Raw genomic sequence first — 25990 nt, 5'->3', positions numbered from 1 at the left:
ATCAAACACTGATCTATCCAATCAGCTCATATATGTAAATTTGATAGCGGCTAATTATAAAGATCGAATGCCCTTAGGGAAAGTAAAAACTGCATTTAAATTAAACTAATTTGCCAAAACACGTTAAACAGCTCATTTTTAACACACTTCTGTATCTAACAAAGCTAAATCAGGCCTCGCTCGGCAAACGAAACACACGTTTCTCCACCAACAATGATGTGATCGAGCACACTTATGTCGACCAATTGCAGTGCTTGCTGCAATTTATTAGTAATAAGTTTGTCTGCTTGGCTCGGTTCTGCAATACCACTTGGATGATTATGCGCAAAAATAACAGCGGCTGCATTATTTTTAAGCGCAGCCTTTACCACTTCACGCGGATAAACACTGGCAGAATTAATTGTGCCATAAAAAAGTATTTCATCTTTTACTAATCTATTTTGGCTATCTAGGTATAACACCATAAATACTTCTTGTTGCAAGCCTCGCATTTGAATTGTTAGGTAATCGTAAACTGAGTTTGGCGAATTAAACACGGCGTCTCGTTGGCAACGCTCCTGCATATAACGTTGGCTTAGCTCTAACACAGCTTGTAGCTGAACATACTTAGCGGTCCCTAACCCCTTTTGAGAGCAAAACTCCTCAATGCTGGCATTAAACAAATTATGAAGTGTTTTATTTTCGTTTAATAAATGCTGAGCCAACTCAATTACATTCATTCCCGGTAACCCTGTTCGTAAAAATATGGCAAGAAGCTCTGCGTCAGTCAGCGCCTTAGCCCCCTTTGCTATGAGCTTTTCACGAGGTCGAAGTGAGTTTGGTAGTGAAGTAAGTTGCATTATTCATCCTTGAGAGGCGAAAGTGTCTTATAAATGTAATGCAAATTTGAAATTTAGCCTGTTATTTCGAATTAAAAAACTTCGCTGTATGGGTAAAGATTTGTTATTTTAAGCCCAATATTTAATAAAAACTGATGAACATCCATGACTAACTTAACAAACAAAAAAATTGTACTAGGTATTACCGGCGGTATTGCAGCTTATAAATGTGCAGAACTCGTTAGGCGATTAAAAGACTCTGGTTGTGAAGTAAAAGTAGTTATGACTGAATCAGCTAAACACTTTATTACACCACTGACCATGCAAGCCGTTAGTGGAGAAACAGTCTCTGACTCATTACTAGACCCTTCTGCTGAAGCTTCAATGGGGCATATTGAATTTGCAAAATGGGCTGACTTAATTTTAGTTGCTCCAGCGACGTGTAATATTATTGCTAAAATGGCAGCCGGCATTGCTGACGACCTACTAACAACGTTACTGCTAGCAACGCCTGCAAAAGTCGCAGTTGCACCAGCCATGAATCAGCAAATGTATGCACACGCAGCAACACAAGCTAATTTAGCCACATTAAAGGCACGTAACGTACTTATTTGGGGCCCGGGTAAAGGTGAGCAAGCGTGTGGTGATATAGGCGCTGGACGCATGTTAGAGCCTCATGAGCTAGTTGCGCTATGTATAGCAAAAGAGCAACCGCAATTACTTGCAGGAAAAACAATTACAATAACAGCAGGCCCAACGCGTGAGCCTCTCGACCCGGTACGCTTTATATCAAATCACAGCTCTGGAAAAATGGGTTATGCACTGGCAGAAGCCGCTTTGCAACTCGGTGCTAAGGTTAATTTAATTTCGGGTCCGGTCACTATAAAAGCCCCTACTGGCGTAAACCTTATCAATATAGAAAGCGCTGAGGAGCTATTAACTGAGTCACTTACCTATGCACCGCAATCAGATGCATTTATTGGCTGCGCTGCTGTAGCAGATTATCGAGCTGCAAACATTGCGACTCAAAAAATGAAAAAGCAAGGCGACGAACTCACTCTTACTTTAACTAAAAACCCTGACGTAATTGCAGCTATTGCCAACCTTAAACAAAACCGTCCTTATACTGTGGGGTTTGCCGCCGAAACTCAAAATGTAGAAAGCTATGCTAAATGTAAACTACAAAATAAAAATCTAGATATGATTTGCGCTAATGACGTATCAAAAAGTGGCTTAGGGTTTAATTCCGATCATAATGCTTTAACACTGTACTGGCATAACGAACAACTAGAATTACCAACTACAAGTAAAATAGAAATAGCTCGCAAGGTGATCGAACAGCTGGCTAAACATCTATAAAAAGGCTGGAAACAAACTGAATAAAACATTAACATACGCCAATCATTTGAACAAAAAATGACTAGGGTTCTTAACTGCGCCACTAAGAATAACTAATAAAAAGGAATGTTCATGCCTGCGACAAAAAGAAGTAATCGCAAAGAGCAAATACTGCAAGCACTCGCACAAATGTTAGAAACTAATTTAGGACAACGTATCACCACAGCAAAACTAGCTGCTGAGGTGGGTGTGTCTGAAGCTGCGCTATACCGTCATTTTCCGAGCAAAGCGCGTATGTTTGAGGGCTTAATTGAGTTTATTGAAGATACCCTTTTATCTCGTATAAATATTATTATTGAAAACGAAAAAGAAAGCCAAACGCGCATTTATAACATTCTATTATTACTTCTAACCTTTGCTGAAAAAAACCCAGGCATTACTCGTATTTTAACTGGCGACGCATTACAAGGTGAGCAGGAACGTTTACGCGAGCGGGTACAAAGTCTGTTTGAAAAACTAGAAACTCAGTTTAAACAAGTACTTCGTGAGCGTAAATTACGTGAAGGTAAAAACTTCCAAAGTGATGAGCTTACACTTGCAAACTTTTTACTTGCCTACGTTGAAGGCAAAATGAATCAGTTTGTACGTAGTGACTTTAAAGCAAAGCCAAGTGTTCAATTTGAAAAACAATGGCTTGAGCTACAAAAAATTTGGCTGTAATGTTTGCTAAATTAATAAATTAAATACCAAAAAACGACCTACGGGTCGTTTTGTCGTATGTAGCTGCCATTTAACTGATCCGCTCGAATTATGAACCAAACTCGTTACAATGAAACAATGTCATAATACGAGAATCAATAATGAAAACAAAACTCACCTTATTAAGCACGGCACTCGTTGCCAGCTTAACTAGCACCGGCATACACGCCAAAGAATCGCTACAATTTAAAGACGTATTTAGTTTTAAATCAGCTAAAAGCACACAACTATCTGACAATGGTCAAGTACTCACTTTTAGTGCAACGCCGTATCGTGGAAATGCAACTGGTCAAGTTTACTCACTACAAAGCAATACACTCATCGCAGAAGTAGAACGCGGCACTAAGCCTCATATTAATAAAGCCGCTAACTGGGTCGCTTTTACACAAGTACCTACCTTACTTGAAAAAGAAACAACCAAAAAAAAAGACACACTTCAAAACAACCTGGTACTCGTAAACACACAATCAGGTGCCCAACAAAGCTTTGCTGATGTAAAAGATTACACGTTATCTGATGACGGTATGTGGCTTGCTTATCGTTTAAATAAAAAAGACGATGACGCAAAAGTAGAAGATAAAACCGATAGCACTAAAAACGAAGAAGACAACGCTATCACGCCCGATAAAAAAGATAAGAGCTATGCGCTTGTTATCGTAAATTTATCTGATAAACGCACTCATACAATAGAAAACGTATTTAGCTACGCTATTAACTCAGCTAACAGCCAGCTATTAGTGAGTCAAAGTTACAGCGATGGTAATAACAACCAAATAGCGTTAATTGAGCTCAGTGACTTTAATAGCAGCGTATTAATTGATGAACCGGGCGTAATCGCAAATAAAATAGCGTGGCACCCCACTGACAATATTGCAGCGTTTACATTGGGCAACTATGTAAATGATGACACGCGCCGTCGAAGCTACACTTTACAGCTATATAAAAACGATAAACTTTCAACAATAGCCTCACCTAATAAAACATGGACTCTAGGTAAAACAGCTTCCCTTAAATGGTCAGAAAATGGCGAGCGCTTATATTTTGAAAACCATCCAAAATTAGCAGCTAAAGTAAAAGCTAAAGAGTATACCGACGAAGCTTCATTGTACGACTTTGATACCATACGTGAGCATAAAGGTCTTAATGTATGGCACAACAATGATGCGCAAATAAAACCACGTGAAGAGCAGCAATGGAACGAAGTTAATAAAAATCGCCATTACAGTGCGGTGTATCACGTTAACTCGCAAAAAGTTGCGCAACTTAGTACACCAAACATGCCTGAGGTTGCACTAAACCCTCAGCGAGATGCATCTTTACTTGGCTCATCTAACATCCCCTACCTAAAAAAAATTATGTACGGCGGTTTTTTTGCTGATTACTTTGCGGTAAATATAAACACCGGTAAACAAACTCCAATTATAAGTAACTACCCGTTTAGACCGAGCCTTGCCCCGAATGGTGAGTTTGCGGCTTATTTTAGCGATAGCCAAATACAGTTAAAAGATTTAAAAAATAATAAAGTAACATCGCTTACAAAAGCGATTCAGGCAACCTTTGCTGATGATAAACACGACTACCCATCTACTCAACCTAGTTATGGTTTTGCAGGTTGGATGACCGATAGCAGCCAAGTGCTTGCTTATAGTAAATACGATATTTGGGCGTTTGATGTAAAAACTAAGCAAGCTGAACGCCTAACTAATGGTAAGCAAAGCAATACGCAGTACCGTGTTATTAAGCTTGATAAAACCAGAGTGGGCTTTAAAAAAGGCGATACATTACTTGTCTCTGCTATTAACTTACAAACTAAACAAAGCGAAGTTGCAAAGCTCGACTTAACCACTAACACACTAACTAAGGTGCTTAGCGGTAATAAACGCTTTGATATGGTTAAAAAAGCCAAAAAGGCTGACAAGTACTTATTTACCTCGCAAACTTATAGCCAATTTCCTGATTACTACCAAACAGATTTTAGCTTTAGTTCACCAAAACAAGTGACCACGCTAAACCCACAAATTAGTAATTTTGCCTGGGGCGAAAAGCCAGAACTAATAAGCTATAAAGGTTTTGATGGCGAAGACTTACAAGGCGTACTAATAAAACCTGCGGGATATAAAAAAGGCGATAAAGTGCCTGTGGTTGTGTATTTTTACCGTTACATGAGCCAGCGTATGTTTGATTTTCCAAAAATGGAATTAAACCATCGCCCTAATTTCCCTATGTTTACCTCAAATGGTTATGCGGTATTTTTACCTGATATTCGTTTTGAAATAGGTCACCCGGGTAAATCGTCAACGCAAACCATGATAAACGCCACCCAAAAATTAATAGATTTAGGCATAGCCGACCCTGATAAAATAGGCTTACAAGGTCACTCTTGGGCAGGCTATCAAAGTGCGTTTATGATAACCCAAACAGATATGTTTAAAGCGGTTGTATCTGGCGCGCCAGTATCAAACATGACCAGTGCTTATAGTGGCATACGTTTAAAATCAGGTCTTGCTCGTCAGTTTCAATACGAAACAGGGCAAAGCCGTATAGGTAAAAACTTATTTGAAGCACCAGAACTGTACATAGAAAACTCACCGGTGTTTTTTGCAGATAAAGTAAATACCCCTATTTTAATTATGTTTGGCGATAAAGACGATGCAGTGCCTTGGCACGAAGGCGTGCAGTACTACTTAGCACTTCGCCGCGCTGGTAAAGATGCAACCTTTTTACAATACGAAGGTGAACCACACCACTTGAAAAAGTTTCCTAATCAGGTCGATTTTTCAGTACGTATGATGCAGTACTTTGATCATTACTTAAAAGGCAAACCAGCTGCAAAGTGGATGACACAAGGCGAAGCATTCGTTGAAGAGTAAATAACCCACACAAAAAAGCCGATATTACATAAAACGATATCGGCTTTTTCGTTTTTAAAATGTGTATTTCTTATACCAATTCGCTTAATTAAATAAGCTATTTTGAGGCTGGAAAAACGTGTTGATAGCTAGGCAAAAAATTCGATATTTAGTTGTTCTCGGCAATTGCTCCTGCATTGCTCTACCTTCTGCATCCATGCAGTCGTAAATGAGAATTTTTTAACGCAGGTAGCGACACGTTTAGCCCCGCAAAATGATTAAGTATTATTGCGGATTGGTATTAAGCTACAAACACAACTCTCTAAATGGCAATGTGGCTGCGCCAATTGATACCGGAAAATTATCAATATTAGACACCACCAGCTTTGGCATAGGGCGTTTAGCGCCACGTCTAAATTGTGCATAAACCTCAGTTCGTGCAATAACTTTTTCAGCCAACTCTTTTGGAATATGGCCACCAATAATAATCGCTTCAGCATCTAATAATGCAGAGCAACAGGTTGCCACTAAATCAAATGAGTCTTGAACTTTAAACAGCCACTCTTCAACACCTGGCCAATCGGGGTCAAAGTTGTCATGCAGGTCGTAAATAGAAGTAACCGCTACGCCATTTTTTTTCAAAATACGTTTTAGTAATTCAAGATTGGGGTGGGCATATAATTTAGGCGGTAGCATGTCGCCAAGCTCACCTGCGTTTCCGTATGTACCGCGCAGTACGTCGCCATTATTTACAATACCACCACCAAATGCGGCCGACACAAACATATAAACAAAGTTTTTATACTCGCGTCCAATACCAGCAACACCTTCACCTGCGGCTGCGCCTGTAGCATCGTTAACAACCCAAGTAGGGAGTTGAAAATGCTGCGACACAATATCGATAATATCAACCTGCGACCACTCTTCTAGCATATGGTGGGTATTCATTTTCCCATCCATTGAGCTAAAAAAGCCAGAGATACCCACGCCCATTCCCAGTACTTTTTCACTTGGAATGTCACGCTCAGCGCTTATATCTTCTACCAGCTTTTGTGCACATTTAAGCACATTATTAATGCTCATATCCGACATTAGCTGCATATGGGTGTAAACCACCTTTCCCGTAAAATCCATTACAGCAAGCGAAATAGCATCAAGCAAAATAGCTAAGCCAAAGGTAAATCCGTAATCGGGATTAAGGGCAATGCCAAACCCAGGCTTACCTTTTTTATTAGGAATTAGCGTATCAGTTTGTACAATTACACCGTGTTGGGTTAACGACTTAAGTAAACGCGACACAGTTTGCTGTGGAATACGAGTTGCGCTCACAATATGACTTTGAGTTACGCACTTTTCCCAAAACACCACTTTTATAATATCGCGCTCAATATCTTGAAATAGCTTTTCGCCTTTTCCAAGCTCAAAACCAGAGCGTAATAAGTTACTGTTGTTTAACGAAAACATAGCTATTAACCCTAACAAAATTGGAGCACAAGATTACGTGAAACCATTATAAAGAACAAGTGGGCAAACTGCGCCTACTCAATCACTATCACTCTAAAATCATTCACATTTGTGTTAGTTGGCCCAGTAATGATTAAATCATCAATGGCTTTAAAAAACTGATGGCTATTATGACCTTCTAACTGTGCGTGTAAGTTTTCGCCAGCATCTTGTGCGCGAGCAATCGTACTGTTATTTATATACGCACCCGCTACATCTTTACTACCATCTACACCATCGGTATCACAAGCAAGTGCGTAAATACCCGCTTCGCCATTAAGTACCTCAGCCAACGCCATTAAGTATTCTTGATTGGGCCCGCCATCGCCATAAACATCAGCAACGGTTACTGTAAGCTCGCCACCAGAGAACAACATAACGCGCTTGCCTTGGGCTTTTTGATCAAGAGCGATAGCCGCATGTTGCTTTGCAACTTCTTTAGCCTCGCCTTGAATATCATACCCTAGTACCTCGGTTTCCCAGCCTTCGTGCTGTGCAACACTTATAGCGCTATCAATAGCATGCTGCGCATTTGCAACAATAAAGTACTCACCCACGGTGTCAGCAACTCGTTCTTGCTCTGGTTTTAATAAATGCGCTTCAACCTCTGCAATTACCGGCCAATTGTACTTTTGTAAAATAGCCAGTGCATCGGCTTTAGTACTGCCATCGCTAATAGTAGGGCCTGATGCTATATCACTTGGTTTGTCCCCTACTACATCTGAAATAATGAGCGTAACGTAATCCGACTTAGCGGCCTGCGCTAACTTACCGCCTTTAACAAGTGACAACTGCTTACGCACTACATTTATTTCATCAACGCTTGCACCACTTCTAAGTAAAAACTGATTAAGCTTTTGCTTTTGTGAAAAAGGCACATCATCAACAGGTAGGCACATCAACGACGAACCGCCTCCCGAAATAATAAACAAAATAGGAATATCAGCCGGATTATTTTTTACAAGCTCCAATAACTCTTTGCCAGCTGCTAAGCTGTTATCGTCTGGTGTTGGGTGGTTTGCACTAAGCACTTTAATTCGCCCAGTATCGCCGCTACTTTCGTAGCCATAACGCGTTACCACTGCGCCAAAACATTTATCACCATAAAAGCGATTAACTTCGGCAGCCATTTCAGCGGCGGCTTTACCCGCCCCTACTACACACAAACCTTTGCTTGCATCTATATTTTCTAAATACTTACTCATGCAAGCACTTGGTTTACAGGCATTTACCGCAGTGGTAAATAAATCAATTAAAAACGACTTTTTAGAATCCATTAGTCACAGCTCACGAAAAAATTGAAGGAATAGCTAAACAAATTAATATCATCACAACAAACATGCTAAGTAGCATAACGATATCTTTGCCAGTTAAAATTGAGTTTGATACGGTCTCGGCATTTTGTACTTTTGTGACTTCGTTTACCTCTCTTGGAATTAAACGACTCGTAACATAAATAATCACCGCAGCGCTTACAAAACCGATAAAATTCCACCAAAACCAGAAAATATCAGGCGCAAATACCGACACCAACAAATTAATTAATACACCACTAATTAAGCCAATATTGGCATGCAATGCAGCACTGCGTTTACTTAATACAGCAACTAAAAATACCGCCAGTATTGGGCCATAAAATAACGAGCCGACTTTGTTAATAGCTTCAATAATGGTCGGCGCAATGTCACCGGCAAAAAGTGATAGTACTAAGGTAATTGCGCCCCATGCTAAACCTAAGTATTTAGCTAACTTTAAGTAAGATGGTTGGTCTAGCTCTTTATTAGATATACGGCTGTAATCTTCAATACTTACCGCCGAAAGTGAATTAATTGCAGAACTAAGTGACGACATCGCTGCCGACAAAATAGCGACAACCAATAAACCAATTAAGCCATGCGGTAGGTAATCTAAAATAAATATAGGCATCATCCAATCAGGGTTATCTGCTGGAATTTTTGCTAAAAATTCAGGGTTACTCATTGCCAGAGTGCCAACAATTAAACCCGACACGCAATATAAAATAGTAATAGGGAAGCGCACTACACCATTTGCTAAAATCATGTAGCGTAGGTTTTTAGGATCTTTTGCACTGAGCGCACGCTGCGCTTGTGTTTGGTCACACCCATAGTAAGAAGCGTAAAGTACCACACCACCAAAAATCATCGGTAAAAAGCCAAAGCCATCACCACTAAAACCAAATGAATCAAACTTAATCGCTTCTAATCGGCTCGAATCAACATTGGCAATAAAGGTATCAACCCCACCTAAGTGATATAGTCCAAATCCAATACAAGCAATAGTACCCAGTACAATGATGATCATTTGAATTGCATCACCGTATACTACAGCTTTCATCCCACCTTGCAGTGAATACAAAACGGTTATAACACCCGTTAATACAATAGCTTGCCATGCTTCTATTCCCATGGTGCCTTGTAAAATAAGCGATACCGCGTAAATCATAATGCCGGTCGCAAACGCACGGCTAAATTGAAACACCACACTAATAAGCACACGGGTTGAGCGGCCAAAGCGCATTTCTAGATAATCGTAAATACTGACAATGCCGCTTTTATAAAGCTTGGGTAAAATAGTCGCTAAAATTAAAATCATCGCCAGCGGAACACCCAACTCATACGAGAGCCATTGCATACCACCGCCTTCACGCAAACCAACAAATGCAGGAGCCGAAATAAAGCTAATAGCCGAAAGCTGAGTGGCCATTACCGACAAAGCCAAAGGTTTCCAACCTAAGCTTTTACCCCCTAAAAAGTAATCACTTTTGTTGGTTTGTTCGCGTAGCATAAATCCCATTACCAATAAGGCACCAAGATAAAGAGCAACTATTGAAAAATCTAATATATTCATAATTTATTCGCGTATTCACAATATGAAAACACTGCGCCTTTTCAAAATTAAAATACCAAACGGCTACCTGCCCTTACCTTTTTGAATAAACGAGCCTAGTTAAAAAGATAAACCTGTAGCTAACTTAGCTGAAAAATGCATCACAATGCAAAAAGCCTATTAACCCCAAAGTGAGTTAATAGGCATAAAGCATTTATTTAAAAGTCGTATTTAACTCTTAAAGTAACGCGTCGTGGGAGAATTGGGCGACCTACAAAGTATGGGTTATCTGCCGTTTGGCTGTTACCTAGACGAGGCGAACCTTCAGTAACACCGTCAGAATCAAACAGGTTAAATACCCCAACGCTTAAGCGTACTGTTTGCTCTGGTGCAACTTGCCAGTTATAGCCTGCATCAAATCTAAATAAGTGGAATGAATCAAGTTCTACCGAGTTTGAGTCGTTAGCATAGTTTTTACCGGTAAAGTTATGGTAAATCGATGCATCCCAGTTATCTGCGGTGTAGCTAATAGATGAGTTAAATAATATTTTTGGTTTACGACGTAATTCGTTACCAATAATAGAAGGGTCTGAGTCAAATTCAGTAAATTCGTGATCGGTATAGGTCATATTGGCATCAACAGCCCACTCATCGGTAATATCGTAACGACCGGTAAGCTCAACACCCGTTGCTTTAGTTGATTGCATAACTGGCAGCTCTAATACGCCCCCATTACCATCATTTACAAAGTCTACGCTGCGTCTGTCTTTTAAGTCAGTTCTAAATAACGCAATGCTGCCGCTAAAGTCGTTATCAAAAAACTTAACACCTAGCTCGCCTTGCTCAACAATTTCAGCTTCATAGCTGGCAGGCTCGCCTAAATCATTGAACTGAACACCTCTAATTTCTGGGAAGAAAAACCCGCGAGATGCATTGGCATATACATTTAAATTATCAGTTAAGCGATATAACGCCGCCCCTGATACAGCAAACTCAGACGTGTCGACTTCGCCGTAAGTCATTACACCACTGCCCGTAGTGTTAACTTGTAAGTTAGGTGCAAGCGTCGGATCATCAGAAATCTGAACTACTTGGCTGCCTTCGCGACTAATTTTGCCTTCAATTTCTTCGTAGCGAACACCAAAGTCAAAAATCCAGTCGTCACTTTCCATTTGATCCGCTACGTACAATGCTCGGCGGGTAGCGCTAATGGTTTGATTAGTATAAGAAATGCCTGGGCCACTAATACCATTTTGTGTGTACTGAACCTCGTCGCCATTAACATCTGTATACGTTAAGTCGATTAAGCGAGGGTTGTTATTAAATTCACCTAAATAAGTTGTAATAACGTTATCGTCGTCGGCTTCACTGTGCGAGAAAAATGTACCAACTGTAATATCGTGGCTAAAATCACCTACAAAAATACTTTTGATGATATTAAACTCTGCAGAAAAATCTTCAGCTGGGCGATCGCGGTCTAAAATACGGTTAGCAAATAGTAAGTCATCACTTGCAAGTGCGACACCTGAATTAACATAAGAAAACTCAGCACCGCTTGCATCACCTAGCCCTCTATTAGCTAAAAAGTCGTCTTGGCTTTCAGGTACATTAATAATACCGTCGCCGTCTAAAAATAGATTAAATTCGTGTTGGTATTTAGCGTATTTACTGCGCATATTAATGGTAAAATCGTTAGCGAGCTCTTTTTCAAACACCACTGAAATAGAGCCACCTTTAGTAACTACACCATCGCTGATTGGCGATTCATAACGACCATTTGCTGTATCGTACGTTAAGTTAGATACTTGCGCCGTTTGCAGTGATTCGACTTCACGACCATCGTTACCAATTAAGCGCTCGCGGCTGTCGCCATCAAGTGGAATAGGTAAGTAAAACTGCGCTTGGTCGTCAATGTACTGTCCGTAAACAGTAAATGAGCCAGAGCCATCATCAAATTCTTTACGAATATTACCACGCAACTGTGTACCTTTAGTCTCAAGGCCTGTATCTAAAGGGCCCTCGTCGTAACGGTAAAAACCAGAAAGCGCATAATATAAGCCGTCTTCGTTAAGCGGGCCGCTCGTTGCAAAATCTAAGCGAGTACGCCCTTGATCAGAAAGCTCCATTTGTACGTTGCTTTGCGGATCGTCACTGCCCGTTTTAGAAATATAGTTAATAATGCCGGCCACAGAGCCTTGGCCAAATAAATTAGATACACCACCACGCACAAACTCTACGCGTTCAATACCCAAATCATTACGGTAATACACATCAAACGCCGATGAGTTCAAACCAAAAACACTCAGCGTAGGTGAACCATCATAAGATAGCGGCGTAAATTGAAACTGACCCGATGAAGGTAATCCTCTTACTTGTAGGTTAGTAGCGACTTCACCGCCACCGCCTTCTACTTTAATACCCGGAATATAGCGAAGCACATCCGCTTGGCTACTTGAAGACAGCTTTACCAGCTCGTCTTCGCTAATAGATGTTACTGATTGTGGAGTGTCTGAAATAACACGCCCTTTACTGGTACCAGAGACGATAATACGCTCAACGTTGTTAGCTTTTTTTGCTGTATCTGGTGCAGCTTCTTCTGCTGCATAAGCGCCCTGTGCAAGGCATAAAGATACAATAGAGGCGATCGTTGTTTTATTCACGGGTATTCTCCAATTGTGCTAGTTGTCTGTGTGTATTTACTTAGAGTGTGGCTAAGCAAAGCCGAAATAATCAAGTAAACATGTTAGTTTTTTGTTACTTCGAACAGGATTTAAGCACAGAAAAAAAACATTTACAACCCATAATGAGTGCTTTAATATTATCCAAATCGGAAATAACACACAAAGAGCACCCAATATGACTACTATAAACAGCGGTAAAATTGACTCAGCAACGGCTTCATCGCTTGCAGACCTTGCTACTAAAACACTTATAGCAAATGACTTAGGTGGCTATACAGTACCAACACATGGCCTATACCCGTTTCAGTGGAACTGGGATTCAGCCATTACAGCACTAGGCTGGATGAAATCAGACGAAAGCCGCGCATGGCAAGAAATTGATGTGTTATTTTCAGGCCAATGGGATGATGGCATGGTGCCGCACATCTTGTTTCATAAAGATTCTGATACTTATTTTCCTGGTCCTGACGTATGGGGTTCGGATAAAAAAATTAAAAGTACGTCTATTTCACAGCCGCCAGTAGTCGCCACCGTAATGAAAGAAATGCTTGCCAGCGCTAAAGATAAAGCACTTGCAGAACAAAAAGTTAAAGCGTTATTTTCACAAGTAGTTGATTATCATTTATGGTGGTACAACGATCGAGATCCTGAAAAAACAGGCTTAGTAGTAACCTACCACCCGTGGGAATCGGGCATGGATAACAGCCCATCGTGGGATGATGCTCTTCATGCTGTGCCATGTGTAGATTGGGAATATACGCGCCGTGATACAAGTCATGTAGATTCTTCTCAGCGCCCACATAAAAGTGAGTACGACCGCTTTTTATACCTTGTAGACTTTTTTAAACGTAACAACTTTGACAGTAAAGTAATTTACGAAACCTGTCCGTACAAAATGAATGACCTAGGTATTATTGCTATTTTACACCGTGCAACCAAAGATTTACTCAAAATGGGTGAACAACTTGGCTTAAACGATACTCGCACTGATTACTTAGCACAGCGCTTACAAATAACAGAGCAAGCCATAAACACTTTATGGTGTGAACAAAGCCAGTACTTTTATTGCAGAGATGTATTAACTAACAGCTTGGCTAAAGTTAAAACATCAGCCGCGCTATTAACTGTATATGCAGGTTTAACAAGCGATGAGCAAACTAAAATAATTAATACAGCCACCGAAGATTTTATTGAATCGAGCCAATTTAGTGTGGCATCTACTCACCCTAAAGAGGAAAAATACGAGCCACAACGCTACTGGCGCGGCCCGATTTGGTTACACATCAACTGGATGATAGCCATAGGCCTTAAAGAAGCAGGCTTTGCAACAACGGCTGAAAAAATTCAAGATGACACTCGCAACCTAGTTGTTAAGTCAGGCTACTACGAATATTTTAACCCAGAAACAGGTGCAGGCTGTGGTGGTAAAGATTTCTCGTGGACGGCTGCAATAGCATTACATTGGCTACTTGACTAACAACTAAGGCAAGATCATGAAACACACAATATGCTTTGGTGAAGTACTGGTTGATTTACTTTCAAATAAATTGAGCCAAAACAGCAACGAACACGAAGCGTTTACAAAGTTTGCAGGTGGCGCACCTGCAAACGTAAGCGTTGCCATTGCAAAGCTAGGCGGTAATGCCTACTTTGCAGGAATGCTAAGCACTGATAGCTTTGGCGACTTTTTACATAATGCATTAAAAGAGCAAGGTGTAAAAACCGACTTTATGCGTTTTACCAACCAAGCAAAAACAGCTCTCGCGTTTGTATCACTCGATAACGATGGCGATCGCACGTTTGAGTTTTACCGTGATAACACCGCCGATTTGCACTTTAGTAACGATGACTTTAGTAGCGAATGGTTTGAGCAATGCGATATTTTTCATATTTGCTCAAACACATTAACCGACAAAAACATCAGAAACACCACCGCTTACGGTGTTAAATTTGCAAAACAAAATAACTCAATTGTGAGCTTTGATATTAACTTGCGCCTCAATTTATGGCCAAGCGATGCCAACCCTCGCGAGCATATTTTACCGTTATTAAAAGACTGCTCAATTATTAAAGCCTCAAAAGAAGAGCTTGAATACTTAGCGGGTGAGCAATCGAGCGATGAGTTTATTACCCAAACACTTAATAACGGTTGTGAGCTATTTGTAGTTACCGATGCAGGCAACCCTATGCATTGGTATACAAAAAATGCCAAGCAAACGCTTCACCCTAAAAAGGTTACTATGGTTGATGCTACCGCTGCAGGAGATGCGTTTGTAGGTGGACTGCTGTATCAACTAGGCTTACAAAACCTGACACCCAGCTCTTTTAGCGAGCTTTGCAACACGCCTGAAATACTAACAACTATTTTTGAATTTGCTTCGTTATGTGGTGCCCACGCCGCATCTTACAAAGGGGCATTTAACTCCTTACCTAATGAAAAATCGCTTAACGATTTTAGGAGCGCACTATGAAAAGTACACCTGATAACTTTAAAAGCCGTGAGTTTTTAACGCAGCACATTAGCGACACACTAGCGTTTTATGAGCCAAACATTGACGACGAACACGGTGGTTTTTACCAAAACTTTTCTGATAATGGTGAGGTATTTGATAAACACACTCGCCACTTAGTAAGCTCTACTCGTTTTGTATTTAACTATGCACGCGCGTATCAAACCTTTAATGACGAAAAGTATCTTAATCGTGTTAAATCGGGGATTGAGTTTATTCGTAAGCATCACCTTGTTGAGCAAACAGGTGGCTACAACTGGTTATTAAAAGTTGAAAACGCTCAAGCTACCGTGCTTGATAACACCAATCATTGCTATGGCTTTGCATTTGTTATTTTAGCGTACAGCTGGGCATACCGTGTGGGCGTTACAGAGGCGCGCGAATACCTAAACGATACATTTCAAACAATGGAAACACATTTTTGGGATGCAAAAGCCGGTTTATATAAAGATCAGCATAACAGTGACTTCACAACATGTGATTCATACCGCGGCCAAAACGCCAACATGCACACCTGCGAAGCACTTATTGCCGCCTATGAAGCCACAAAAGACGAAATATTTTTAAACCGTGCGCTCACACTTGCCGACAACATGGTTAATCGCCAAGCTAATTTAATGGGTGGGCTAATTTGGGAGCATTACGATATAAATTGGCAGGTCGATTTAGAGTACAACAAAGACGATCCTAAAAATTTATTTCGTCCGTGGGGCTTTCAACCTGGACATCAAACAGAGTGGTCAAAACTGCTTATGTTTTTAAATAAGCATAAGCCACAAAAATGGCTTATTGAACGCGCTCAAGCCTTATTTGATAACTCAATAAATGTAGCGTGGGATAAAAAACACGGCGGTATTTGCTACGGCTTTGCCCCTGATAAAGCTATTTGCGATGACGATAAATACTTTTGGGTGCAAGCCGAAACTCTGTGTTGTGCCGCGTATCTTTATCAAGCAACAGGGGATGAAAAATATCAGCAATGGTATGGCAAAATTTGGCAGTATTCGTGGCAGCATTTAGTTGATCATAAATACGGAGCCTGGTTTAGAATTTTAACCGCTGACAATAAAAAAATAGACACGATGAAAAGCCCAATAGGTAAAACTGATTACCATACAATGGGTGCCTGTTTTGATGTGCTCGAACTATTAAAGTAACTATGTAGTTATAACTTTTACAGTATTGTGTAGACCTTTTAACCGCCAGTTTGGCGGTTTTTTTCTTAATGGGTGGCCAAAATCACTGTACCACTTGTATCTTGAGGTTTTGGATGCAATCTCATCAGAGAAACAAACTCAGGCTAAAAAAACTGGTAAGGCTCGTAAACGCTCTGTTAGCACTGACTTGGAGAGAATTAAAGAAGATAAATCAAAAGAAAAAAGGCTAAAAGATAAATACCGACATGAGTTAGATGTTGCTAATCAAAGGCTAGATGAAGCATATGCAGAGCAAACAATGCTGTTAACTGCGATGATGAATTTTCTAGATATAGAAGATAGAATTAGATTATTACGAGAATCAAAACCTAAGATCGTTAGCATTAAATAGCTAGAGGTTATTAATAATTGCCGCTACATTGTAGGGAAAATATAAATGAAAAAGATAACAAGGAAGCAGCACTTCGTACCCAGGTGTTTACTTAAAAACTTTAGCTATAACGATGGTGCTATTAATATATTCGATTCAACTAGGAATAAGTTACGGCCATCTAATGTTGGAGCTGAACTATTCGAGAATAACTTCTATGATAAAGACAACACGATCGAAAATTTTTTGCGTGATTATATTGAAGGGCCAGGCGCTCAGGCTTTAAAAATAATTACAAGGGAAGTTGATGGACAATTGGATTTTGAAGGGCGAGTAGACCTTCTTCGGTTTATTTTAGTTCAATTAAGCCGTACACCAAATGCATATTCTTCCTCGCTAGATAATATTGACAATTATTTTAATGAATTAATAAATCAATTAGGTCAATTAAATGGTTTTGATAAAGAAGCTCTAGACGGTATAAAAGTTTCTTTTGATAACCCAAAATATTTTCTTCAACTGCAAACACTGGAAGCTGCGCTCAAAGTGCCTCTTCTCTTAGATTTAGAGTGGCACATACTAATTAATGAAACAGCCACTGAGTTTGTGATATCAGATCATCCTGTGGTTCATTACAACTGGTATCTTCGTAACTTACACTCAATAGATATCAGTGGTTTGTCTAAATGTGGATTGCAAGTTTTCTTACCAATATCAAGCACTATTACCTTATGTTTATATGATAGTAAGATCTATAAAATGGGAGCTAAAAATAGTTCCTGTACCATAATTGAAAACTTACCAGATATACATCTGCTAAATGAACTTCAATTTAGGAGTCGAGGCTCATTTATTGTTTTTAGGTCTACAGATGACTCAAACTATGTTAAAAAAATGAGCGATAAGTTTCCAGCGAATAGCATTTATAGTAATACAGTAAAAGCCATAGCTCCCACAATTATTGGAAGGGAAGCTAAAAGTAAAATCACCCTCTGGCGTAAATCTTATATTTTTGATAGATGGTTGTCATTTTGCAAAGTTAAAAACAAGAAAAAAAGTCAGGATATAACCTGTTATGATCGAATACCTGAAGAATTAGCTAAACATGAACAATTCATTAAAGAAATGAGGTCAAAAAAAGAATAAAAATATGACTTATTTGCTTGTTTTTCAATCGCTATTTTATTGCTTTTATGACTTAAATTATGACTTTATTTTTAAGGAATAAGATACATTAAATTCAAGTGGTTAACTTTTAATCATATTTTAAATAATATTTTTTACCAAGGTTAAGGGGTGAAGCGATCACCCCAAGGTTACAAACTTTATTGTCTCTACACAACCTAAGCGTACTGCCCACAAGCAAATCCACAGCTCCAAGCATACTGGAAATTGTAGCCCCCAAGCCAGCCCGTTACGTCAGTTACTTCGCCTATAAAGTATAGGCCTTTAGCTTTTTTAGCTTCAAAGGTTTTTGAGCTCAACTCGTCGGTATCTACACCGCCCAATGTTACTTCTGCTGTTCTATAACCTTCTGTGCCATTGGGTTTAATTTGCCACGCATGAATGTAATTTACTAACTCATCTATTTGGGCATGTGTAAGCTGATTAATATTACAATCTGGTATCGCTTTGCTTTCGTGCAGTATTTCTATAAAGCGTTTAGGTAAAATAGTCGCAAGGCTATTTTTTAAGGACTTTTGGGCTTGCGTTTCTCGCCAATCAGCAAGTTGCTGCCTTAAATCAATTTCAGGTAATAGGTTTATAGTTACAGCCTGCCCTGCTCGCCAAAATGAGCTTATTTGCAATATTGCAGGGCCCGATAACCCTCGGTGAGTAAAGAGGATATTTTCTTTAAATACGGTGCCGTCTTCGCTTGAAACTTCACAAGGAATACTAATTCCCGAAAGCCCTTCAAAACGCTCTTTATCATGCTGATGCAGAGTAAACGGCACAAGTGCAGCCATAGTTGGTAACACGCTTAAGCCAAACTGCTCTGCAATTTTATAACCTATTGGTGTAGCCCCTAGTTTTGGCATGGTTAAGCCACCTGATGCTATAACTAACGACTCACAGCTTAAGGTTTCTTGCTCTGTGGTAACGCTATAGCCGGTTTCGGTTTTTGATACACTGATCACTTCACTGCGTAGCTTTATATTTACTCCGGCCCACTCACATTCGGTTAGTAAAATATCAACAATGTCTTGTGCATTGTTATCGCAAAAAAGCTGGCCTAGTGTTTTATGGTGATACGCCAAGCCATGTCTGTCCACCAGCTCAATAAAGTCATGCTGTGTATAACGACTTAAGCATGATTTAACAAAATGAGAGTTTGTGCATAAGTAGTTATCCGGGGTTGCATTTTCATTTGTAAAATTGCAACGCCCACCACCACTTATTAAAATTTTACGACCTGGTTTTTTCCCCATATCAAGTACTGTAACGCTTCGGCCACGGTATCCAGCTTGCGCTGCACACATTAATCCTGCTGCTCCCGCACCTATTACAATTACATCTACTTGGGTCATTTATTTATCTCATTAAAAAATTTGCTCGATTATAGCAAAGTTTAATAGCTAACAACGCAGCATTTGAATTATTAGTAATAACACAACAAAAACACATCACTAATAAGTAGGGAATAATTACCCTCACAATAAAACAACCCTTTATGCTTATTTTTAATTTATATGACAAATACTAAACAACGAGTAAACCGCTAAAAACCTGGGTTATAACTAAATGAAAGAGGTACATAATAAATTGATATTTTAACCTAGTTAACAGATCGTTTACTTTTGTTCCCGCATCGTGATCTTATATCACGAAATAATAAATAAAAATCTAGGGATAATTATGACAACTAGTAAAACTTTTAAAAGATGCGCAATTGCAATTACAGTTAGTACGCTTTTTGCAGCAACATCTGGCATGGCTCAATCAGTTTCAAGTTCAATGGCTGAAACATCGGCTAAACTACAAAGCCAAGGCAGTTTCGAAACTCAGTTCATTATTAAATATAAAAATAATAACGAAATGGCGAGCTTTTCAACTGCTGACGCAAGCCCGTCTAGCATGAAAAAGCGCGCACAAAGCTTTGTTAAAAACTTCGCTTCTAAAAAAGGCAAAGTAAAAGCAAAATATATTCGTGCAATGGCACTTAATAACCACCACGTAATGCGTGCTGATAAAAAATTAAGTGCGGCAGAGGCCCAAGAGTTTATGCAAGAAATGGTTGATTCAGGCAATGTTGAATACATTGAAGTGGATCAAATGTTAAAGCCGTTTTCAACTCCTAACGATCCACGCTTTGATGACCAATGGCATTACTACGAGCAAGCCGGTGGTTTAAACTTACCTACAGCATGGGATACCGCAACGGGTAGCGGTGTAGTTGTAGCTGTACTAGATACGGGTTACCGCCCACATGCCGATTTAAATGCTAACATTTTACCGGGTTACGATATGATCTCTAACCTATCAGTAGCTAACGATGGCGGTGGTCGCGATAGCGATGCACGTGATCCTGGTGATGCAGTTGCTGCGAATGAATGTGGCACTAACGGTGCACAAAACTCTAGCTGGCACGGCACGCACGTAGCCGGCACAGTTGCTGCGGTAACCAATAACGGTGAAGGTGTTGCAGGCGTAGCTTATAACGCAAAAGTAGTGCCTGTTCGTGTACTTGGTAAGTGTGGTGGTTTAACCTCTGATATTGCAGATGGTATTATTTGGGCATCTGGCGGAAGTGTTTCAGGCATTCCTGCTAACTCAAACCCTGCAGATGTAATAAATATGAGTTTAGGTGGCAGCGGTTCATGTAGCTCGACAACTCAAAATGCAATTAACACCGCGCGTAGTAACGGCACTGTGGTAGTTATTGCTGCAGGTAACGATAACGATAACTCTGCAAACTACAACCCAGGTAACTGTAATGGTGTAGTAAACGTAGCATCAGTAGGTCGTAATGGCGGTCGAGCTTATTACTCAAACTACGGTAGCAATATTGATGTTGCAGCACCGGGTGGCGCGCAAAGTTTTGCAAACGACTCTGAAGGTGTTCTATCAACTTACAATTCAGGTTCGTCTATACCTTCAAGCGACAGTTACGGTTATTCGCAAGGTACATCAATGGCTGCGCCTCACGTAGCAGGTGTTGCGGCACTTATTAAGCAAGCAAAACCAGATGCAACGCCTGACGAAATAGAAAGTATTTTAAAATCAACAACCCGTTCATTCCCTGCTACATGTACTAGCTGTGGTACGGGTATTGTTGATGCAGCCGCAGCTGTTGCAGCAGCAAGTGGCGGCACTACTCCGCCTACAGGCGGTGATAGCGAGCTTATTAATGGTGAAGCTAAAACAGGTTTAAGTGGGGCTGCAAATGCACAAGCGTTTTACACTATGACCGTACCAAGTGGTGCAACTAACGTAACATTCACTATGAGTGGTGGTACTGGTGATGCTGATTTATACGTACGTGCGGGCAGTAAACCTACAACTACTACCTATGACTGTCGCCCTTATAAAGGCGGTAATAGCGAAGAGTGTTCTATTGATAACCCTACTGCGGGCACTTACCACGTAATGCTTAACGGCTACTCTGCGTATTCAGCTGTGAGCTTGGTAGGTAATATTACTGGTGGTTCATCGTCTGGTGGCGGTACAGGCACTCCACAAGCTGGCGGCGGCACTATAAGCGATGTGACAGCCAATACTGGTCAGTGGAAACATTACACGTTAGATGTACCTTCAGGAATGAGTACGTTTACAGTAACAACGTCGGGTGGAAGTGGCGATGCAGACTTATTTGTAAAATATGGCAGCCAACCAACAACCACTACGTACGATTGTCGCCCTTATAAAAATGGCAACGCAGAAACATGTACATTTACCAATCCACAAGCAGGTACTTGGCACTTAAGCGTTAACGCTTATAGCACTTTCTCTGGTTTAACACTTAGCGGACAATACCAACCGTAATTTAAAATTTGAGCCGTAAATAAAAAACCGATGTTGTTTCCAACATCGGTTTTTAAATAGTAAGTAGCTGATTAATTAAAGCTAAAACCTACACTTTATTACTGTTATAGCTTCTCTAGTACTGATTCTGCGCGGCTTACAACAAACTCTTTGTCTTGCTCTACAAATAAACCAGTTACTACTGCATTTTCAACAATCATAGCGTAACGCGTTGAACGTAAACCACCAAAACTAGCGGTATCTTTATCAAGCCCTAACGATTTAGTGAAACTTCCATCGCCATCGGCAAGCATGGTAATTTCTTGCGCGTTTTGCGAGTCGCCCCATGCTTTCATAACAAATGCGTCATTAACAGATACACAGTAAATAGCATCAACACCTTTTGCTTTAATTTTATCAGCAAGAGTAATAAATTCAGGTAGATGTGCATTTGAACACGTTGGTGTAAATGCACCTGGCACTGCAAATAACACGACTTTTTTACCTTCAAACAACTCTTTATTTGTAAGAGATTGCATACCGTCGTCAGTTAATTGCGTTAACGTAACCGATGGTAATTCTTGGCCTTGCTCAATCATGGTGGTTCCTTTAAAAGATCAATACAGAATAAGTAACAATCATACTACGTAACCTATTACAGTGTAGGTAAAGTGTAACTAACTTAGTAACCCAGAGTAGTCTAGCAAAGGTTTATAGACCGAGTTCACTACATTTTATGAAAACTATTTTAGCTTCTATAGTTTTCATAAATTTATTGCTCTGTAGTTAAGGTAAATTCAAATCATTTATAAAGCGAGAAAAGTCATTACCTAACTTTTTATCCCGCATGCTGTACTCTACAATTGCTTTTAAGTAGCCTAACTTATCTCCGCAATCGTGAGAGCGACCACTCATATGGAATGCTTCAACGGTTTCTTGTGCCATTAATGCGTCAATAGAATCTGTAAGTTGTATTTCACCGCCAGCACCTACAGACGTTTTTGCGAGTAAAGGCCAAATATTCTTACTCAGTACATATCGCCCTACAACAGCAAGATTCGAAGGTGCTAAATCAGCATCAGGTTTTTCAACCATTGCTTTAATTGCAGCACTTTTACCTGGCATTAACTCAACACCGTTTATATCAGCAATGCCATATTTACTCACGTCTTCTTTAGCTACCGGCTCAAGCATTATTTGGCTTGCTTGAGTTTCTTTAAAGCGTTTAATCATGGCCGCTAAGTTTTCAGTTTCTTGATCGGCAGTATAGGCATCAAGTATCACATCTGGCAGGAGTACGACAAAATCATTATCGCCGACTATTGGCTTAGCACACAAAATAGCATGCCCTAGCCCTTTAGCTTCACCTTGGCGTACACTCATAATGGTGACATCAGGCGGACAAATAGAGCGAATCTCATCTAATAAAGCACGTTTAACACGTTTTTCAAGAGTAGCTTCTAGCTCGTAACTTGTATCAAAATGGTTTTCGATTGCATTTTTAGAGCTGTGTGTAACTAATACAATATCTTTAATACCGGCAGATACACATTCGCTGACAATATATTGAATTAGAGGTTTATCAACTATAGGGAGCATTTCTTTTGGAATAGCTTTTGTCATAGGGAGCATTCTCGTCCCTAAGCCTGCTACTGGAATTACAGCTTTCATATCTATCCTTAGTGATTAAGTTTGTAAATAAACTAGCAGATACAAAATAGATACCAGCTGAATAAAGTTACCTCTTTTGAAGAAGTAAATTTGAAGCTGCTTTTAAAGTGAAGACTCTACACTTTGGGAATATAAAATAGATAGGTAAATAGTGAACTTATTAATGATTTTGTTAGGGGTGGGATTACATTAGCTAAATAAAAAAGCCTGAGATTGTTATTAATAACAACTTCAGACTAATCAATATTTAACAATACCTTACTGAAGGTAGAGTTATAAAACCTTTTTATAATTAAAGACCAGCGCGATCTTTAATCACTGCAATAAGTGGTGAGCTAGCAAAGTTGCCTTCAGCCCAAGCAATATCAGCACCATCTGTTAGAGCACTTTTTGATAAGTTTTTAACTATATACTCACCAGTATCCACTGCATTACTAGCAACAGCATGACGTAATAAGTTATTACCATTACATTGTACTGCATCATAAATATTACGAATTTTTACACGAGAGCTTTTAAGCTTGCTGCGTAATCGGTTTTTATCGTCTGCCGCAATATATTCACAAATAGATACTGCTAATTGATCTTCAGCATTTGCAGGTGCTGTATACGAAAAAGAACTTACAGCGACAACAGCAGTAAGTGCAACTAGCTTTGGTAATTTAAACATGACAAACCCTTTATAATACTTTGTTCTTATATAGACTATCAAATATTATATCAATCTATCAAAAATTACGCAATAATGTTAATGTTCTTTATACAAAGTTACGAATTTATAACTAGATTTGTTTTTTTCATCAGGAAGGTTTTCTTGCTCTTCTTTCACGTCCCAATTAGCAACTTTATTGTAATCAGGAAACTGTGTATCGCCTTTAATATCTAAATCAATAAAGGTTAAATACAAGCGTTCTGCTTTTGGTAAAAATTGCTCATAAATATTACCGCCACCAATAATCATTACTTCTTCAACAGCACAAACTAGTTCTAGTGCGGCCTCTGGTGTAGTTACCACTTCAATACCCTGTGCAGTATATTCGCTGTTTCGAGTAATAATAATATTACGACGCCCAGGTAAAGGACGGCCTATTGACTCAAAAGTTTTACGACCCATGATCACTGGTTTACCCGTAGTTATTTTTTTAAAATGCTGAAGATCCGCAGGTAAATGCCATGGCATTTTATTATCTAGGCCAATTACACGGTTATTTGCCATTGCTGCAATCATTGAAATTATCATAATAAACACCTAGTACTTTATTCTTAAACAAAGAAAAAGGAGCATAAGCTCCTTTTTAATAAATTTTATTTAATTAACGCTCGTAGACAACTTCTACGTCGTAATCATCTTCATCCCAGTCGTCCCAATCATCATCATTGCCTTTACCTTTAGTGGCTTTTTCATGATAGGTATCCCACTTGAATTCAACTTCTTCATCTTCAACTTGTACAAACTTCTCTTTAGGCATGCTATCAAGTAGTGTCATTATGTTGTGGATTAAAGGTTGAGTATTAAGTTTATTAATTGCTGAAATGTGATAAATATTTTCAGTTTCGCCCAGCTCTTCTGCAATCGCTTCGCATAGCGCTTTTGCTTCATCTGCTGGTAATAAATCTATTTTATTAAACACTAACCAGCGTGGTTTTTCAGCTAATTTAGGACTGTATTGGTGTAGCTCGTTAATAATCGAGAATGCATTATCAACAGGGTTTGAACCATCTACCGGCATTACATCAATAATGTGCAATAACACACGACAACGCTCTAAATGCTTCAAGAAGCGAATACCTAGGCCTGCACCATCAGATGCACCTTCAATTAGACCCGGAATATCGGCTATAACAAATGATTTATTTGCTTCTGGACGTACCACACCTAAATTAGGAATAAGCGTCGTGAATGGGTAATCAGCTACTTTTGGTCTTGCTGCAGATACACTGCGGATAAACGTAGATTTACCTGCATTTGGTAATCCTAGTAAGCCTACATCAGCTAATAATAGTAACTCTAACTTTAAGTTACGTACTTCACCGGGTGTGCCCAATGTTTTTTGACGAGGTGCTCGGTTAGTACTTGATTTAAAACGTGCATTCCCCAAGCCGTGGAAACCACCTTTTGCAACCAAAATTCGTTGACCATCTTGAGTTAAGTCGCCAAGTCCCTCTTGGGTATCAACATCCATGATGCGCGTGCCTACAGGCACCATAACAAATAAGTCATCGGCTTTTCGGCCTGTACAGTTACGGCTACGACCATTAGTACCACGTTCAGCTCTATGAAAGCGCTCAAACTGATAATCAATTAGGGTATTTAAGTTTTCATCAGCTTGTAGATAAACACTACCACCGTCTCCACCGTCACCGCCGTCTGGTCCACCATCTGGAACATATTTTTCACGACGGAAAGACACGATGCCGCTGCCACCGTCTCCAGCTTCTGCGCGAATTTCTACTTCATCTACAAACTTCATGATTACTCACTTTAGGGATTGGCTTGTTTAATAACTCTATTATATACCCAAGCC

Annotated in this window: 20 protein-coding genes; 9 read left to right on the top strand and 11 right to left on the bottom strand. The window is 39.7% G+C overall.

The window, feature by feature from the left end; all coding sequences use genetic code 11:
• Window positions 1–164 precede the first annotated feature (164 nt).
• Entirely contained in the window at window positions 165–839 is a 675-nt protein-coding gene (gene radC / locus CXF64_RS00250; RefSeq protein ID WP_007581936.1) for a RadC family protein, read from the bottom strand.
• A 144-nt stretch (window positions 840–983) separates the two neighbouring features.
• On the opposite strand from radC, the gene coaBC reads away from it, so the two are divergent.
• The 3 genes from coaBC to CXF64_RS00235 all read left to right on the top strand — a co-directional run bounded on the left by coaBC (window position 984) and on the right by CXF64_RS00235 (window position 5785).
• Window positions 984–2177, top strand: coding sequence for a bifunctional phosphopantothenoylcysteine decarboxylase/phosphopantothenate--cysteine ligase CoaBC (gene coaBC, locus CXF64_RS00245; RefSeq protein WP_101216006.1), 1194 nt, complete (start codon window positions 984–986; stop codon window positions 2175–2177).
• A 111-nt stretch (window positions 2178–2288) separates the two neighbouring features.
• Window positions 2289–2876 carry a nucleoid occlusion factor SlmA gene (gene slmA / locus CXF64_RS00240; protein ID WP_007581932.1) on the top strand — a complete coding sequence of 196 codons (588 nt, stop codon included), beginning with the start codon at window positions 2289–2291 and terminating at the stop codon, window positions 2874–2876.
• A 140-nt stretch (window positions 2877–3016) separates the two neighbouring features.
• Window positions 3017–5785, top strand: a complete 2769-nt coding sequence (locus tag CXF64_RS00235; protein WP_101216005.1) for a S9 family peptidase — start codon at window positions 3017–3019, stop codon at window positions 5783–5785.
• A gap of 285 nt (window positions 5786–6070) precedes the next feature.
• Here the strand turns inward: CXF64_RS00235 and CXF64_RS00230 are convergent, their stop codons facing one another.
• From CXF64_RS00230 to CXF64_RS00215, 4 genes are all read right to left on the bottom strand, one after another.
• A complete protein-coding gene (locus tag CXF64_RS00230) occupies window positions 6071–7228 on the bottom strand; it encodes an ROK family transcriptional regulator (RefSeq protein WP_002957728.1) in 1158 nt (385 codons plus the stop codon).
• Window positions 7229–7302: 74 nt separating this feature from the next.
• Complete coding sequence (locus tag CXF64_RS00225) at window positions 7303–8544, bottom strand: glycerate kinase type-2 family protein (protein WP_101216004.1); 1242 nt, start codon at window positions 8542–8544, stop codon at window positions 7303–7305.
• Between the two features lie 10 nt (window positions 8545–8554).
• Window positions 8555–10135 carry a sodium:solute symporter gene (locus CXF64_RS00220; RefSeq protein ID WP_101216003.1) on the bottom strand — a complete coding sequence of 527 codons (1581 nt, stop codon included), beginning with the start codon at window positions 10133–10135 and terminating at the stop codon, window positions 8555–8557.
• A 197-nt stretch (window positions 10136–10332) separates the two neighbouring features.
• On the bottom strand, window positions 10333–12774 hold the full coding sequence (locus tag CXF64_RS00215; RefSeq protein ID WP_101216002.1) for a TonB-dependent receptor: 2442 nt from the start codon (window positions 12772–12774) through the stop codon (window positions 10333–10335).
• A 196-nt stretch (window positions 12775–12970) separates the two neighbouring features.
• Between CXF64_RS00215 and CXF64_RS00210 the strand changes: the two genes are divergently transcribed.
• The 5 genes from CXF64_RS00210 (at window position 12971) to CXF64_RS00190 (ending at window position 17978) form a co-directional block, all read left to right on the top strand.
• Window positions 12971–14272 (top strand): MGH1-like glycoside hydrolase domain-containing protein, encoded by a 1302-nt coding sequence (locus tag CXF64_RS00210; protein WP_101216001.1) that lies wholly within the window; start codon window positions 12971–12973, stop codon window positions 14270–14272.
• Window positions 14273–14288: 16 nt separating this feature from the next.
• On the top strand, window positions 14289–15266 hold the full coding sequence (locus CXF64_RS00205; protein WP_101216000.1) for a carbohydrate kinase family protein: 978 nt from the start codon (window positions 14289–14291) through the stop codon (window positions 15264–15266).
• The gene (locus CXF64_RS00200; protein WP_101215999.1) at window positions 15263–16462 is read left to right on the top strand and encodes an AGE family epimerase/isomerase; all 1200 of its coding nucleotides are present in this window, start codon (window positions 15263–15265) and stop codon (window positions 16460–16462) included. The genes CXF64_RS00205 and CXF64_RS00200 overlap by 4 nt, the downstream gene beginning before the upstream one ends.
• Before the next feature lie 109 nt (window positions 16463–16571).
• Window positions 16572–16853: a hypothetical protein gene (locus CXF64_RS00195; RefSeq protein ID WP_133120271.1), complete on the top strand. Its 282-nt coding sequence runs from the start codon at window positions 16572–16574 to the stop codon at window positions 16851–16853.
• A gap of 45 nt (window positions 16854–16898) precedes the next feature.
• Entirely contained in the window at window positions 16899–17978 is a 1080-nt protein-coding gene (locus CXF64_RS00190) for a DUF4238 domain-containing protein (protein WP_024608050.1), read from the top strand.
• Between the two features lie 197 nt (window positions 17979–18175).
• Here the strand turns inward: CXF64_RS00190 and CXF64_RS00185 are convergent, their stop codons facing one another.
• On the bottom strand, window positions 18176–19360 hold the full coding sequence (locus tag CXF64_RS00185; protein WP_101215997.1) for an NAD(P)/FAD-dependent oxidoreductase: 1185 nt from the start codon (window positions 19358–19360) through the stop codon (window positions 18176–18178).
• A 328-nt stretch (window positions 19361–19688) separates the two neighbouring features.
• Between CXF64_RS00185 and CXF64_RS00180 the strand changes: the two genes are divergently transcribed.
• Window positions 19689–21815 (top strand): S8 family peptidase, encoded by a 2127-nt coding sequence (locus tag CXF64_RS00180; protein WP_101215996.1) that lies wholly within the window; start codon window positions 19689–19691, stop codon window positions 21813–21815.
• Between the two features lie 104 nt (window positions 21816–21919).
• On the opposite strand, the gene CXF64_RS00175 is transcribed toward CXF64_RS00180, so the two are convergent.
• The 5 genes from CXF64_RS00175 to cgtA all read right to left on the bottom strand — a co-directional run bounded on the left by CXF64_RS00175 (window position 21920) and on the right by cgtA (window position 25936).
• Window positions 21920–22393, bottom strand: coding sequence for a peroxiredoxin (locus CXF64_RS00175; protein WP_007586078.1), 474 nt, complete (start codon window positions 22391–22393; stop codon window positions 21920–21922).
• A 187-nt stretch (window positions 22394–22580) separates the two neighbouring features.
• On the bottom strand, window positions 22581–23465 hold the full coding sequence (galU, locus tag CXF64_RS00170; protein ID WP_010553334.1) for a UTP--glucose-1-phosphate uridylyltransferase GalU: 885 nt from the start codon (window positions 23463–23465) through the stop codon (window positions 22581–22583).
• Window positions 23466–23757: 292 nt separating this feature from the next.
• Entirely contained in the window at window positions 23758–24135 is a 378-nt protein-coding gene (locus tag CXF64_RS00165) for a DUF3718 domain-containing protein (RefSeq protein WP_007586082.1), read from the bottom strand.
• Window positions 24136–24213: 78 nt separating this feature from the next.
• Window positions 24214–24705, bottom strand: coding sequence for a type 3 dihydrofolate reductase (gene folA / locus CXF64_RS00160; protein WP_024590638.1), 492 nt, complete (start codon window positions 24703–24705; stop codon window positions 24214–24216).
• Window positions 24706–24778: 73 nt separating this feature from the next.
• Window positions 24779–25936: an Obg family GTPase CgtA gene (gene cgtA, locus CXF64_RS00155; protein ID WP_010553337.1), complete on the bottom strand. Its 1158-nt coding sequence runs from the start codon at window positions 25934–25936 to the stop codon at window positions 24779–24781.
• Window positions 25937–25990: the final 54 nt, after the last annotated feature.

This window comes from Pseudoalteromonas sp. GutCa3 (genome assembly GCF_002836155.1).
Lineage (GTDB): Bacteria > Pseudomonadota > Gammaproteobacteria > Enterobacterales > Alteromonadaceae > Pseudoalteromonas > Pseudoalteromonas arctica.
Note: the sequence above shows the minus strand (reverse complement) of the source record. Positions and strands in the feature narration are given on the sequence as shown.